Annotated in this window: 13 protein-coding genes; 9 read left to right on the forward strand and 4 right to left on the reverse strand. The window is 60.8% G+C overall.

All coding sequences use genetic code 11. The annotated features are described in order from the left end of the window. Nucleotides 1–75 precede the first annotated feature (75 nt). The 3 genes from PspS04_RS04900 to PspS04_RS04910 all read right to left on the reverse strand — a co-directional run bounded on the left by PspS04_RS04900 (nucleotide 76) and on the right by PspS04_RS04910 (nucleotide 3,693). Nucleotides 76–1,392: an MFS transporter gene (locus PspS04_RS04900; RefSeq protein ID WP_159993959.1), complete on the reverse strand. Its 1,317-nt coding sequence runs from the start codon at nucleotides 1,390–1,392 to the stop codon at nucleotides 76–78. Nucleotides 1,393–1,626: 234 nt separating this feature from the next. After that, nucleotides 1,627–2,868: a transporter associated domain-containing protein gene (locus PspS04_RS04905; RefSeq protein WP_159993961.1), complete on the reverse strand. Its 1,242-nt coding sequence runs from the start codon at nucleotides 2,866–2,868 to the stop codon at nucleotides 1,627–1,629. Between the two features lie 12 nt (nucleotides 2,869–2,880). Then, nucleotides 2,881–3,693, reverse strand: a complete 813-nt coding sequence (locus PspS04_RS04910) for a cytochrome C assembly family protein (protein ID WP_095166642.1) — start codon at nucleotides 3,691–3,693, stop codon at nucleotides 2,881–2,883. A gap of 208 nt (nucleotides 3,694–3,901) precedes the next feature. Here PspS04_RS04910 and ffh point away from each other — a divergent pair, with 208 nt between their 5' ends. The 5 genes from ffh (at nucleotide 3,902) to rplS (ending at nucleotide 7,472) form a co-directional block, all read left to right on the forward strand. Beyond that, nucleotides 3,902–5,278 carry a signal recognition particle protein gene (gene ffh, locus PspS04_RS04915; RefSeq protein WP_095166644.1) on the forward strand — a complete coding sequence of 459 codons (1,377 nt, stop codon included), beginning with the start codon at nucleotides 3,902–3,904 and terminating at the stop codon, nucleotides 5,276–5,278. Nucleotides 5,279–5,527: 249 nt separating this feature from the next. Continuing rightward, nucleotides 5,528–5,779 carry a 30S ribosomal protein S16 gene (gene rpsP, locus PspS04_RS04920; RefSeq protein WP_003198088.1) on the forward strand — a complete coding sequence of 84 codons (252 nt, stop codon included), beginning with the start codon at nucleotides 5,528–5,530 and terminating at the stop codon, nucleotides 5,777–5,779. A gap of 5 nt (nucleotides 5,780–5,784) precedes the next feature. Continuing rightward, nucleotides 5,785–6,321, forward strand: a complete 537-nt coding sequence (rimM, locus tag PspS04_RS04925) for a ribosome maturation factor RimM (RefSeq protein WP_095166646.1) — start codon at nucleotides 5,785–5,787, stop codon at nucleotides 6,319–6,321. After that, nucleotides 6,303–7,076 (forward strand): tRNA (guanosine(37)-N1)-methyltransferase TrmD, encoded by a 774-nt coding sequence (gene trmD, locus PspS04_RS04930; RefSeq protein ID WP_174244565.1) that lies wholly within the window; start codon nucleotides 6,303–6,305, stop codon nucleotides 7,074–7,076. The genes rimM and trmD overlap by 19 nt, the downstream gene beginning before the upstream one ends. Nucleotides 7,077–7,121: 45 nt before the next feature. Further along, on the forward strand, nucleotides 7,122–7,472 hold the full coding sequence (rplS, locus tag PspS04_RS04935) for a 50S ribosomal protein L19 (protein WP_003175895.1): 351 nt from the start codon (nucleotides 7,122–7,124) through the stop codon (nucleotides 7,470–7,472). A 73-nt stretch (nucleotides 7,473–7,545) separates the two neighbouring features. Here the strand turns inward: rplS and PspS04_RS04940 are convergent, their stop codons facing one another. Continuing rightward, the gene (locus PspS04_RS04940) at nucleotides 7,546–9,354 is read right to left on the reverse strand and encodes a cation:proton antiporter (RefSeq protein WP_095166647.1); all 1,809 of its coding nucleotides are present in this window, start codon (nucleotides 9,352–9,354) and stop codon (nucleotides 7,546–7,548) included. Between the two features lie 107 nt (nucleotides 9,355–9,461). On the opposite strand from PspS04_RS04940, the gene xerD reads away from it, so the two are divergent. From xerD to thrC, 4 genes are all read left to right on the forward strand, one after another. Then, entirely contained in the window at nucleotides 9,462–10,358 is an 897-nt protein-coding gene (gene xerD / locus PspS04_RS04945; RefSeq protein ID WP_095166649.1) for a site-specific tyrosine recombinase XerD, read from the forward strand. A gap of 157 nt (nucleotides 10,359–10,515) precedes the next feature. Continuing rightward, complete coding sequence (locus PspS04_RS04950) at nucleotides 10,516–11,247, forward strand: DsbC family protein (RefSeq protein ID WP_095166651.1); 732 nt, start codon at nucleotides 10,516–10,518, stop codon at nucleotides 11,245–11,247. A gap of 136 nt (nucleotides 11,248–11,383) precedes the next feature. Further along, nucleotides 11,384–12,688: a homoserine dehydrogenase gene (locus PspS04_RS04955; RefSeq protein WP_159993963.1), complete on the forward strand. Its 1,305-nt coding sequence runs from the start codon at nucleotides 11,384–11,386 to the stop codon at nucleotides 12,686–12,688. A gap of 63 nt (nucleotides 12,689–12,751) precedes the next feature. Further along, nucleotides 12,752–14,161, forward strand: a complete 1,410-nt coding sequence (gene thrC / locus PspS04_RS04960) for a threonine synthase (protein ID WP_159993965.1) — start codon at nucleotides 12,752–12,754, stop codon at nucleotides 14,159–14,161. Nucleotides 14,162–14,182 lie beyond the last annotated feature (21 nt).

Here is a 14,182-nt window from a genome sequence, read left to right on the forward strand (position 1 = left end):
GGATGTTCGGCTGATCACAAATTTTGTGTACACCAGAAACCCTGTGGGAGCGGGCTTGCCCGCGATGGCGTCTTATCAGGCCACCCGATTCAAATCGTTGTTACGCGTCTCCTTCAGGCACAGCACGGCAATCAAGCTGAGCACCGCTGCCCCCGACACATACCCGCCGACATAACTCAAACCGCCCATCGCCACCAGTTTCTGCGCAAAGAACGGCGCCGCCGAGGCTCCGACAATGCCGCCCAGGTTGTAGGCTGCCGATGCGCCGGTGTAGCGCACGTGTGTCGGAAACAGTTCCGGCAACAGCGCGCCCATCGGCGCAAACGTCACGCCCATCAGGAACAGTTCGATGCACAGGAACAGCGCCACGCTCCAGGTCGAACCCTGGGTCAGCAGCGGCTCCATCAGGAACCCCGACAGAATCGCCAGCACGCCACCGACGATCAGCACCGGCTTGCGTCCGTAACGGTCGCTGGCCCAGGCCGACAGTGGGGTGGCGGCGGCCATGAACAGCACCGCGAAGCACAGCAGGCCGAGGAAGGTTTCGCGGCTGTAGCCCAGGGTCGAAACCCCGTAGCTCAGGGAGAACACGGTGGAAATGTAGAACAGTGCGTAGCACACCACCATCGAGCCTGCGCCCAGCAACATCGGTGCCCAATATTGGCTGAACAGCTCGACCAGTGGGATCTTCACCCGTTCCTGGCGTGCCACGGCGTTGGCGAACACCGGGGTTTCGTGCAGCTTGAGGCGCACATACAGGCCCACCATCACCAGTGCGGCGCTGAGCAGGAACGGAATGCGCCAGCCCCAGGAACGGAACTGTTCGTCGTCCAGGGTCATGGCCAGGGTCAGGAACAGGCCATTGGCGGCCAGGAAGCCGATCGAAGGACCCAGTTGCGGGAACATGCCGAACCAGGCGCGTTTGCCCGGTGGCGCGTTTTCCGTGGCCAGCAAGGCAGCGCCACCCCATTCCCCGCCCAGCCCCAGGCCCTGGCCGAAGCGCAGCACGCACAGGAGGATCGGCGCCCAGGCGCCAATGCTGTCGTAACCCGGGAGTACGCCGATCAAGGTGGTGCAGACGCCCATCAGCAGCAGCGAGGCGACCAGGGTCGATTTGCGCCCGATACGATCACCGAAGTGGCCGAATAGCGCCGAACCCAACGGCCGGGCCAGAAAGGCGATGCCGAAGGTCAGGAAGGCCGACAGCATTTGCGCGGTGCCGGAAGTCTGGGGGAAAAATACCGGGCCGATCACCAGTGCCGCGGCAGTGGCGTAGACATAAAAGTCGTAGAACTCGATGGCCGTGCCGATAAAACTCGCGGTGGCCACTCGGGTGGCGGAGTTAGTCGGTTGGGCAGGTGTGGCTTCGCCGTAAGTGGTGCTCGTCGTCATGCGGTTATCCCTGACAGTCATGTGCTCGCGAGGAGCGAATTATTATGGTTGAAGCACCCAGGGATGTTGGGGTGGGACGCGGCGAACGCTCCAGGTAGGAGCGTTCGCTGCAGAGTCGTGCAACTGGCCGCAAGACGCTGGGTGCGGGTAGCACGGTCTGCGGCGGGGCTTGGGTAAGCGTCGTGATTATAGGAAGGGGGCTAACGATTCAACAAGAGGCGGTGCAGTGCTCTTTCAGCCAATTGCAGGCACGGACGTGGTGTGCCAGATCAGCACCTGGCTGACGCGGTTTTCCTCGGTTTCGAGGATCTCCAACCGATAGCGGCCGATTTTCAGGCACACCGGGCAGTCCGGAATGGTTTCCAGCGCCTCGGTCACCAGGCCGTTGAGGGTTTTCGGGCCGTCGCTGGGCAGGTGCCAGCCCAGGGTCTTGTTCAGCTCGCGGATGGACGCTGCGCCGTCGATCACCAGCCGTCCATCGGCTTGCGGGTGAATGTGCGGGTTGTCGAGGCTGTGCTGGCTTTCGAACTCGCCGACAATTTCCTCGAGGATGTCTTCCAGGGTCACGATGCCCTGCACTTCGCCGTATTCGTCGACCACCATGCCCAGGCGCCGCTGCTGTTTGTGGAAATTCAGCAGCTGCAGTTGCAGTGGGGTGCTTTCCGGCACGAAGTACGGTTCGTGGCAGGCCGCCAGCAAGGCCTCTTTGGTCAGGCTGGCATTGGGCAGCAAGTGGCGGATCTGCCGGGTGTTGAGTACTGCCTCGACCTGGTTGATATCGCTGTGGAACACCGGCAGGCGCGTGCGTTTGTTGGCGCGCAGCTGTTCGATGATGTCTTCGAGCGGATCGTCGAGGTTGATCCCATCCACTTCGCTGCGTGGCACCAGGATGTCGTTGACGGTGATGTTGTCCAGCGCATGAATGCCGGCCAGGGCATGGGGGCGACAGGCGGCATGTTCGTGCTCGTTGTCGTTTATCGGAGTGGGCTGTGGCTCGTCTTCGCTCTGTTGCACCACCTTGGGTTTACGTGCCAGGGGCTTGAGCAGCAGCAGGCTGATGCTGCTGAGCAGCCAGGCGAGCGGGTAGAGGATCTTCAGCGGCACGCCGAGCAAGGTGTTGCCCAGCGCCAGGATGGTATCCGGATAACGACTGGCGAGGGTGCGCGGCAGGTAATCGGCGAATATCAGCAAGGCCGCCGTGGCGCTCAGGCAGGCGAGCCAGGGGCCGTTGTCGGCCCAACCGAATACCGCCAGCAGGGTGCTGATGACCACCACCAGTGCCCGGCACAAGGTATTGCACAGAATCAGGCTGCTGAGCGGGAAGTTGAGCCTGGCCACCGGCTTGTCGTTCGCCCGTGAGGCGGTGCGTTGAGCCAGCAGTTGCTGTTGCGCCGCTTCGATGGCGGTAAACAGGCCAGACCAGAGGATCAGCAGGGCCAGCACGGCGAGCAATGGCCCGATGGGCAGGTTATCCATAACGAATGCCCGTCAGATGTGCAGGATGAATTCGCGGACCAGCTTGCTGCCGAAATAGGCCAGCATCAGCAGGCAGAAGCCGGCCAGGGTCCAGCGAATGGCCTTGTGTCCGCGCCAGCCGAGGCGATTGCGGCCCCACAGCAACACGCTGAAGACGATCCAGGCCAGGCACGCCAGCAGGGTCTTGTGCACCAGGTGCTGGGCAAACAGGTTCTCGACGAACAACCAGCCGGAGATCAGTGACAGCGACAGCAGGGTCCAGCCGGCCCAGAGGAAACCGAACAGCAGGCTCTCCATGGTTTGCAGCGGCGGGAAGTTCTTGATCAGCCCTGAGGGGTGCTTGTGCTTGAGTTGATAGTCTTGCACCAGCACCAGCAGCGCCTGGAACACGGCGATGGTGAACATGCCGTAGGCCAGGATCGACAGCAGGATATGGGCGAGAATCCCCGGCTCCTCGTCGATCACCTGCACCGTGCCCGACGGCGCGAACTGCGCCAGCAGCACCGTGGCCAGTCCCAGCGGGAACAACAGCAGCAGCAGGTTTTCCACCGGGATGCGTGAGCACGCCAGCAGGGTCAGGGCAATTACTGCGGCGGCAATCAGGCTGGCGGCGCTGAAAAAATCCAGGCCCAGGCCGATCGGCGTCACCAAGTGGGTGAACAGGCTCGCGCTGTGGGCCAGGACGGCGAGGATGCCGAGCATGACCAGCAGGCGTTTGTTCACCTTGGCGCCTGTGGCCAGGCGAGAGCCTTGGTAGAAAGTCGCAGCGGCGTATAAGCAGGCGGCGGCGAGTGTCGTGAGCAAACTGGGTGACAAGGGGAGCATAAATCCTGTTAGGCAAGCCCGAAAGAGAATGAGTTTGGCATACAACCCTTGTCGCATGAAAGACCGCACAACCAGACGGCGGGTGTGCGCCAGACGCAGTCTTCGCTATAATCCGCGACCTGCCCACGCCGCAGGCTCGCCGAGCACATGTTTTTCACGGTCTGGGCCGCCATTACCTCGGTCTCCATAGGGCCTGAAAGGATCGCGCATGTTTGAAAACTTAACCGACCGTCTCTCGCAGACGCTGCGCCATGTCACCGGCAAAGCCAAGCTGACTGAAGACAATATCAAAGACACCCTGCGTGAAGTGCGCATGGCGTTGCTCGAAGCCGACGTCGCCCTGCCGGTGGTCAAGGACTTCGTCAATTCGGTCAAGGAGCGCGCTGTCGGCACCGAGGTGTCGCGCAGCCTGACGCCGGGCCAGGCGTTCGTGAAGATCGTCCAGGCCGAACTTGAAAGCCTGATGGGCGAGGCCAACGAAGATCTGAACCTGAGTGCCGTGCCGCCAGCCGTGATCCTGATGGCCGGTCTGCAGGGTGCCGGTAAAACCACCACTGCTGGCAAGCTGGCGCGCTTCCTCAAGGAGCGCAAGAAGAAGTCGGTGATGGTGGTGTCCGCGGACGTCTACCGTCCGGCGGCGATTAAACAGCTGGAAACCCTGGCCAACGACATTGGCGTGACGTTCTTCCCGTCCGACCTGAGCCAGAAGCCGGTCGATATCGCCGAAGCCGCCATTAAAGAAGCACGCCTGAAATTCATCGACGTAGTCATCGTCGATACCGCCGGTCGCCTGCACATCGACGAAGAGATGATGGGCGAGATCAAGGCCCTGCATGCCGCGATCAAGCCGGTCGAGACCCTGTTCGTGGTCGACGCCATGACCGGCCAGGACGCCGCCAACACGGCCAAGGCCTTTGGCGATGCGCTGCCGCTGACCGGGGTGATCCTGACCAAGGTCGACGGTGATGCCCGTGGCGGTGCCGCGTTGTCGGTTCGCTCCATCACCGGCAAGCCGATCAAGTTCATCGGTATGGGCGAGAAGACTGAAGCCCTGGAGCCGTTCCATCCCGAGCGTATCGCTTCGCGCATCCTCGGCATGGGTGACGTGCTCAGTCTGATCGAGCAGGCTGAACAGACCCTCGACAAGGACAAGGCCGACAAGCTGGCGAAAAAGCTGAAGAAGGGCAAAGGCTTCGACCTCGAAGACTTCCGCGATCAGCTGCAACAGATGAAAAACATGGGCGGCCTCGGCGGCTTGATGGACAAGCTGCCGAACATCGGCGGTGTCAACCTGGCGCAAATGGGCAATGCCCAGGGCGCGGCAGAGAAACAGTTCAAGCAGATGGAAGCCATCATCAACTCCATGACCCCGGCCGAGCGCCGCGACCCTGAGCTGATCAGCGGTTCGCGCAAGCGTCGGATTGCCATGGGTTCCGGCACCCAGGTGCAGGACATCGGCCGCTTGATCAAGCAACACAAGCAGATGCAGAAGATGATGAAGAAATTCTCCGCCAAAGGCGGTATGGCCAAAATGATGCGCGGCATGGGCGGTATGTTGCCCGGCGGCGGCATGCCAAAAATGTAAAGAATTCGCGCCGACAGTCTTGTCGGCGCGGCCCCCACATGGACGTGGGGCCAGCAGTAGCCCGCCTTGGCGGGCGCTGACTCGCCGTTGGAGACAACGGCTCTACCGCAAATCTGGATGGCACGCCGATAGGCGCCAGAAAAAGACATTTGCAAAAGTCCGGATATTCCTTAGAATATGCGGCCTTTCGGGCACCTATGCCCGCTGTGCATTTAGATTTGCAGCACCGACTACAGGAACTATGTTCACATGCTAACAATCCGTCTTGCCCTTGGCGGCTCCAAAAAGCGCCCGTTCTACCACTTGACCGTAACCGACAGCCGCAACCCGCGCGACGGTTCGCACAAAGAACAGGTTGGTTTCTTCAACCCTGTTGCTCGTGGTCAAGAAGTCCGTCTGTCCGTGAACCAAGAGCGCGTAGCCTACTGGCTGAGCGTTGGTGCACAACCTTCTGAGCGCGTTGCTCAGTTGCTGAAGGAATCTGCTAAGGCTGCGGCCTGAGCAATATGAACGCGACGCCAGCCAATGCTGATGATTTGATCGTTATCGGCAAAATTTATTCTGTTCATGGCGTTCGCGGCGAAGTGAAGGTGTATTCCTTTACTGATCCGACTGAAAACCTCTTGCAGTACAAAACCTGGACGCTCAAGCGCGAAGGCAGCGTAAAGCAGGTTGAGCTGGTCAGCGGACGTGGGAACGACAAGTTCCTGGTCGCAAAGCTCAAGGGTCTTGATGATCGTGAAGAAGCGCGTCTTCTGGCCGGTTACGAGATCTGCGTGCCGCGCAACCTGTTCCCTGAACTGACCGACGGCGAGTACTACTGGTACCAGCTCGAAGGTCTGAAGGTCATTGACCAACTCGGGCAATTGCTCGGGAAGATCGATCATCTTCTGGAAACCGGCGCCAATGATGTAATGGTGGTCAAGCCTTGCGCTGGCAGCCTGGATGATCGCGAGCGCCTGTTGCCCTATACGGAGCAATGTGTGTTGGCAGTCGACCTGGCAGCAGGCGAGATGAAGGTGGAATGGGATGCGGACTTCTAAGCGTGGCTAACTTGCGCGTAGAAGTGATCAGTTTGTTTCCCGAGATGTTCTCCGCCATCAGCGAGTACGGCATCACCAGTCGGGCGGTGAAACAGGGGCTCTTGCAGCTGACCTGTTGGAATCCGCGAGACTACACGACGGATCGACATCACACTGTGGACGATCGCCCATTTGGCGGTGGCCCGGGCATGGTGATGAAGATCAAGCCCCTGGAAGATGCTCTGGTTCAGGCCAAGGCAGCAGCCGGGGAGGCGGCGAAGGTCATTTACCTGTCGCCCCAAGGCCGTCAACTGACTCAGTCGGCGGTACGCGAGTTGGCGAATGAGGAAGCATTAATCCTGATTGCCGGTCGCTATGAAGGCATTGACGAGCGATTTATTGAAGCTCATGTCGATGAAGAGTGGTCGATTGGTGACTATGTACTGTCTGGCGGCGAGCTGCCGGCGATGGTCCTGATTGACGCGGTTACACGACTGCTGCCTGGAGCTTTAGGGCATGCGGACTCCGCCGAGGAAGATTCCTTTACGGATGGTCTGCTGGATTGCCCGCACTACACCCGACCGGAGGTGTATGCGGATCAGCGTGTTCCCGACGTGTTGCTAAGTGGCAATCACGCGCATATCCGGCGTTGGCGTTTACAGCAGTCCCTTGGTAGGACCTTTGAACGACGCGCCGATCTTCTGGAAAGCCGCTCGCTTTCTGGAGAAGAGAAGAAGCTGCTCGAGGAATACATCCGCGAGCGGGACGATAGTTAACAACGTATCGATGGTAGGTCCGATGACTTACCTTAGGAGCACAGCATGACTAACAAAATCATCCTTGCACTCGAAGCAGAGCAGATGACCAAAGAGATCCCTACCTTTGCCCCGGGCGACACCATTGTCGTTCAGGTGAAAGTGAAGGAAGGCGACCGTTCGCGTCTGCAAGCGTTCGAAGGTGTTGTAATCGCCAAGCGTAACCGCGGCGTAAACAGTGCTTTCACCGTACGTAAGATCTCCAACGGTGTTGGCGTAGAGCGTACTTTCCAGACCTACAGCCCGCAAATCGACAGCATGGCTGTCAAGCGTCGCGGTGACGTACGTAAAGCCAAGCTGTACTACCTGCGTGACCTGTCGGGTAAAGCAGCTCGCATCAAGGAAAAACTGGCTTAAGTCCAGCTTCCGATGCAGAAAAAAGCAGCCTACGGGCTGCTTTTTTGTGCCTGGAATTTACCTCTGGCGCTGGTCAGGCGCCATTGGCCTCTGGCTGGATCAGCGCCACCAGGGTCCAGCCGGCGGCGGGTTTGATCACGCTGCCGGGTGTCAGCACATAGACCCAGCCGCTGGGGTCCTGGGCAAACAACAGGGTCGCACGATCGCCGTGCAGGGCCTGATAGTCCTCCCAGGCAAAACCGTCGGTCAGGTGGGTGGTATAGAGTTCGGCGCCCTGGCTGAGCAGGCTGGCCAGCTTGGTGTAGGTCAGGACCTGGCTGCCCAGCAGTTGCCCACGGTGCTCGTGGCTGGCGCGGTGCTTGTCGGTGCGCCGGCTTTCCTGGCCGCTGGCCAGGGCGAACATGCGCTGCTGCCCGAACTCATGGCGAAAGCGCATGGTTGCCAGGGTATTGAGTTCTCCCGAAGGGGAGAGCGCCAGCAGGTGGCCGAGGCCGACCAGGTCCAGGTGCGCATCCGCGTGCTGCGAGGCCGGGTTGCCGAAGTAGGTGGGCAGCCCCTCCATGCGGGCTGCACGAATGTTTTCCCAGCTCGAGTCGGTCAGCAGCACGCGGCTTCCCAGTTGCTGCAGGGCCTTGCCCAGCGCCCGAGAAGGGCCATTGGCGCCAACGATGAGAAACCCGCTGGGGGCGGGTTCGGCAACTTTCAGCAGGCGCGCCAGGGGGCGGGCAGTGGCGCTTTGCAACACCACCGTGCCGATGATCACCGCAAACGTCAGGGGTACCAGCAGCAGCGCACCTTGATGACCGGCCTCATGCAGGCGGATCGCAAAGATTGCCGACACTGCCGCCGCGACGATGCCCCGTGGCGCGATCCAGGCCAGCAGGGCGCGCTCGCGCCAGTTGAGGGTGGAGCCCAAGGTCGAGAGCACCACGTTCAGCGGCCGCGCGATGAACTGGATTACCAGTAATAGCAGCAGGACCAGCGGCCCGAGGGCGATCATCGCGTTCAAGTCCAGTCGGGCCGCCAGCAGAATGAACAGGCCGGAGATCAGCAGCACGCTGAGGTTTTCCTTGAAGTGCAGGATGTGCCGCACATCCACGCCCTTCATGTTGGCCAGCCACATCCCCATCAGGGTCACCGCCAGCAGTCCGGACTCGTGCATCACCTCGTTGGCGGCGATGAAGATCGCCAGTACGGCGGCCAGCGACGCCAGGTTGTGCAGGTATTCCGGCAGCCATTGGCGCCGAATCAGGGTGCCGAGGGCCCAGCCACCGCCGATGCCGAACAAGCTGCCGCACAGGATCACCCCAGCGAATGTCAGCAAGCTGTGCTTGATGCCGTGGCCTTCGGCGCTGGCGATGATGAAGCTATAGACCACCACTGCGAGCAACGCGCCAATTGGGTCAATGACGATACCTTCCCAGCGCAGGATGTTGGCGATCGAGGCCTTCGGGCGCACCACCCGCAGCATCGGCACAATGACCGTAGGGCCCGTAACCAGGGTCAGGCTGCCAAACAGGATCGCCAGCAGCCAGTCGAAACCCAGCAGCCAGTGGGTGGCCACCGCGATCACCACCCAGGTTGCCAAGGCGCCGATGGTCACCAGCCGATGCACTACGCTGCCGATCTCGCGCCATTCGGACAGGTGCAAGGTCAGGCTGCCTTCAAACAGGATCAGCGCCACGGCCAGCGACACCAGGGGCATCAGCAGCGGGCCGAACATTTCCTGTGGGTCGAGCCAGCCCAATACCGGTCCCACCACAATCCCGGTCAACAGCAGAAACAGAATCGCCGGTAGTTTCAGGCGCCAGGCCAGCCATTGGCAGCCTAACGCCGCTGCACCAATGCCACCGAAGGCCAAAAGAATTTGCTGCTCGTTCATTGATGCTCCCTGTTCCTTGAAATAGCTGGCTATGAAAGACTAGCGGGCATCCTTACCGTTCCCTGTTTTTTTACGCGCAGCGCCCGGCCTGCGTGTCTTGAGTATCCATGCCTGCTATCGAACATCCCCTGATCGACCAGTTTCTCGACGCCTTGTGGTTGGAAAAAGGCCTCGCGGACAATACACGCGACGCCTACCGCAGTGATCTGGCGCTGTTCAACGGCTGGCTTGCGGAGCAGGGGCTGGAGTTGCTCAACGCCGGTCGCGAGTTGATCCTCGACCACCTGGCCTGGCGCCTGGAACAGAATTACAAGCCACGCTCCACCGCACGATTTCTCTCGGGTGTGCGTGGGTTTTATCGTTATTTGCTGCGCGAAAAGCTGATCAGCGTCGACCCAACGCTGCGGGTCGACATGCCGCAATTGGGTCGGCCGTTGCCTAAATCCTTGTCGGAAGCTGACGTCGAGGCCTTGCTGGCGGCACCGGATCTCAGTGAGGCGATCGGCCAGCGGGATCGGGCGATGCTCGAGGTGCTGTACGCCTGCGGTCTGCGGGTCACCGAACTGATCAGCCTGACCCTGGAGCAGGTCAACCTGCGCCAGGGTGTGCTGCGGGTCATGGGCAAGGGCAGCAAGGAGCGCTTGGTGCCGATGGGGGAGGAAGCGATCGTCTGGATCGAACGCTATATGCGTGATGCCCGTGGCGAGCTATTGGGCGGGCGGCCCAGTGATGTGCTGTTCCCCAGCCTGCGCGGCGAGCAGATGACCCGCCAGACGTTCTGGCACCGGATCAAGCACCAGGCCAAGGTCGCCGGTATCGGCAAGTCCCTGTCGCCCCATACGTTGCGCCACGCCTTCGCCACCCATTTGCTCAACCATGGCGCCGACCTGCGGGTGGTGCAGATGTTGCTCGGCCATAGCGACCTGTCGACCACCCAGATCTACACCCACGTGGCCCGCGCTCGCCTGCAGGACCTGCATGCCAAGCACCATCCAAGAGGTTGAATCGAACTGTTACGGGGTTGCGGTGCATTCATCAGCCACAGTCGGCCGTAGGGGCCTTATGTGATAGGCTTTGCCGGTTTGCACGATGGACGGTTATGACCCGGTGTTCCGGCACGGGCGTTCTAGTCGATCCATTTGTCCGCCTTCAGGAGTTCTCATGCGTCTGACCCAGATTTTCACCGCCGCAGCCATTGCGTTGGTCAGCACTTTCGCCGTCGCCGATGATGCGGCTGACAAAGCCATCCGCAAGAGCCTGGAAACCCTCCAGCTCGACACGCCGATCGAAACCATCAGCGCCAGTCCGCTGGCCGGTCTTTACGAAGTCAAGCTCAAGGGCAGCCGCGTGCTGTACGCCAGCGCCGACGGCCAGTACATCGTCCAGGGCTATCTGTTTCAGCTCAAGGACGGCAAGCCGGTCAACCTGACCGAGAAAACCGAGCGCCTGGGCGTTGCCAAGCTGGTCAACGGCATCCCGGTCGCTGAGACCGTGGTCTACCCGGCCATTGGCGAAACCAAGACCCACATCACCGTATTCACCGACACCACCTGCCCGTATTGCCACAAATTGCACGCCGAAGTGCCGGCCTTGAACAAAATGGGGGTCGAAGTGCGGTATGTTGCTTTCCCACGCCAGGGCCTCGGCTCGCCGGGTGATGAGCAACTGCAGAACGTGTGGTGCTCCACCGACAAGAAAGCGGCCATGGACAAGATGGTCGATGGTAAGGAAATCAAGGCCGCCAAGTGCGCCAACCCGGTTTCCAAGCAGTTCGCCCTTGGTCAATCGATCGGGGTGAACGGCACGCCGGCCATCGTTTTGGCTGATGGTCAGGTGATTCCGGGCTACCAGCCGGCGCCACAAGTCGCCAAACTGGCGTTGGGTGCGAAATAATCCTGTGTCGTCACGGTAAGCCTTTGACGATCATGGAGCGACGACAGCGGTCGGCGCTCCATTAATAGAGAGCCACACAGGTTGTGGCTGTTTTTCACGGCCGACCTTGTGTCGGCCGTTTTATGGGGAGTTCAAAGTGAATCCGGTCAAAGTAGGCATCTGTGGGTTAGGTACCGTCGGTGGCGGCACCCTCAACGTACTTCAGCGCAACGCCGAGGAAATTGCTCGGCGTGCCGGGCGTGGAATCGAAGTGGCACAAATTGCCACGCGCACGCCAAAGCCTCAGTTCCAGACGACCGGCATTACGATTACCAACGATGTCTTCGAAGTGGCCACGAACCCTGAGATCGACATCGTCATAGAGCTGATGGGCGGCTATACCGTTGCCCGCGAGCTGGTACTCAAAGCGATCGAAAACGGAAAACATGTAGTCACCGCGAACAAGGCGCTGATCGCCGTTCACGGTAACGAGATCTTCGCCAAGGCGCGCGAGAAAGGCGTGATCGTGGCATTTGAAGCGGCGGTAGCCGGTGGCATCCCGGTGATCAAGGCGATTCGCGAAGGCCTGTCGGCCAACCGGATCAACTGGGTCGCGGGGATCATCAACGGCACCGGCAACTTCATCCTCACCGAAATGCGCGAGAAGGGCCGTACTTTCGACGACGTGCTCGTTGAGGCCCAGGCCCTGGGTTACGCCGAAGCCGATCCGACGTTCGACGTCGAAGGCATCGATGCGGCGCACAAGCTGACCATCCTGGCGTCCATTGCGTTCGGCATCCCGCTGCAATTCGACAAGGCCTACACCGAGGGCATCACCCAACTGACCACCGCTGACGTGAACTACGCCGAAGCCCTGGGCTACCGGATCAAGCACCTGGGTGTGGCTCGCAGCACCTCCCGCGGCATCGAGCTGCGCGTGCACCCGACCCTGATCCCGGCGGACCGCCTGCTGGCCAACGTCAACGGGGTGATGAACGCAGTGATGGTCAACGGCGATGCTGCCGGTTCGACCCTGTTCTACGGCGCTGGCGCCGGCATGGAGCCAACCGCTTCGTCGGTGATCGCCGACCTGGTGGATGTGGTTCGCGCCATGACCAGCGACCCGGAGAACCGCGTCCCGCACCTGGCCTTCCAGCCGGACTCGCTGTCGGCCCACCCGATCCTGCCGATCGAAGCCTGCGAGAGCGCCTACTACCTGCGCATCCAGGCCAAGGACCATCCGGGCGTGCTGGCCCAGGTGGCGAGCATTCTGTCGGAGCGGGGCATCAACATCGAATCGATCATGCAAAAGGAAGTCGAAGAACACGACGGCCTGGTGCCCATGATCCTGCTGACGCACCGTGTGCTGGAACAGCACATGAACGACGCCATCACGGCCCTCGAAGCGTTGCAAGGTGTGGACGGTCCGGTGGTACGGATCCGTGTCGAACATTTGAATTAATTCAGCGGCAAGCGGCGTAGCGTGGTGCTTGCCGCTTGAAGCCCAAACCGAAGGTTTGCCCCTATGCGTTATATCAGTACTCGCGGCCAGGCACCGGCCCTGAATTTCGAAGACGTGCTGCTGGCGGGCCTGGCCAGCGACGGCGGCCTGTATGTGCCGGAAAACCTGCCGCGTTTCACCCAGGAAGAAATAGCTTCCTGGGCCGGCCTGCCGTACCACGAACTGGCGTTCCGGGTGATGCGCCCGTTTGTCGCCGGCAGCATTCCGGATGCCGATTTCAAGAAGATTCTTGAAGCCACTTATGGCGCGTTTTCCCACAGTGCAGTAGCACCTTTGCGTCAGCTCAACGGCAACGAATGGGTGCTGGAGCTGTTCCACGGCCCGACCCTGGCGTTCAAGGACTTTGCCCTGCAACTGCTCGGCCGCCTGCTTGACTACGTGCTGCAAAAGCGTGGCGAGCGTGTGGTCATCGTCGGTGCTACATCGGGCGATACCGGTTCGGCGGCGATCGAAGGCTGCAAACACTGCGAAAACGTCGACATCTTTATCCTGCACCCGCACAACCGGGTCTCGGAAGTCCAGCGTCGGCAGATGACCACGCTGTTTGGCGACAACATCCATAACATCGCCATCGAAGGCAACTTCGATGACTGCCAGGAAATGGTCAAGGCCAGCTTCGCCGACCAGAGCTTCCTCAAGGGCACGCGCCTGGTTGCGGTGAACTCGATCAACTGGGCGCGGATCATGGCCCAGATCGTCTACTACTTCCACGCTGCCCTGCAGTTGGGCGGCCCGGCGCGTTCGGTGTCGTTCTCGGTGCCGACCGGCAACTTCGGCGATATTTTCGCTGGTTACCTGGCACGCAACATGGGGCTGCCGATCAACCAGTTGATCGTCGCCACCAACCGCAACGACATCCTGCACCGCTTCATGAGCGGCAATCAGTACGTCAAGGAAACCCTGCACGCGACCCTGTCGCCGTCGATGGACATCATGGTTTCCTCGAACTTCGAACGCCTGCTGTTCGACCTGCACGGTCGCAACGGCGCGGCAATCGCCGGCTTGATGGACAACTTCAAGCAGGGCGGCGGTTTCAGCGTCGAACAGGAGCGTTGGAGCGAAGCGCGCAAGCTCTTCGATTCCCTGGCCGTGGACGATGTGCAGACCTGCGAGACCATCGCCGAAGTGTTTGCCCAGACCGGCGAACTGCTCGATCCGCACACCGCCATCGGCGTCAAGGCGGCCCGTGAGTGCCGTCGCAGCCTGGATATCCCGATGGTGATTCTTGGCACGGCGCACCCGGTCAAGTTCCCCGAGGCCGTTGAAAAAGCCGGCGTAGGAAAAGCGCTTGAACTGCCTACCCATCTTTCCGACTTGTTTGAGCGAGATGAGCGTTGCACCGTTTTGCCAAATGACCTGAAAGCGGTACAGGCCTTTGTCAGTCAGCATGGCAACCGCGGCAAGCCACTCTGATCGGTAAAAACCTGACACATT

Source organism: Pseudomonas sp. S04, from assembly GCF_009834545.1.
Taxonomy (GTDB): domain Bacteria; phylum Pseudomonadota; class Gammaproteobacteria; order Pseudomonadales; family Pseudomonadaceae; genus Aquipseudomonas.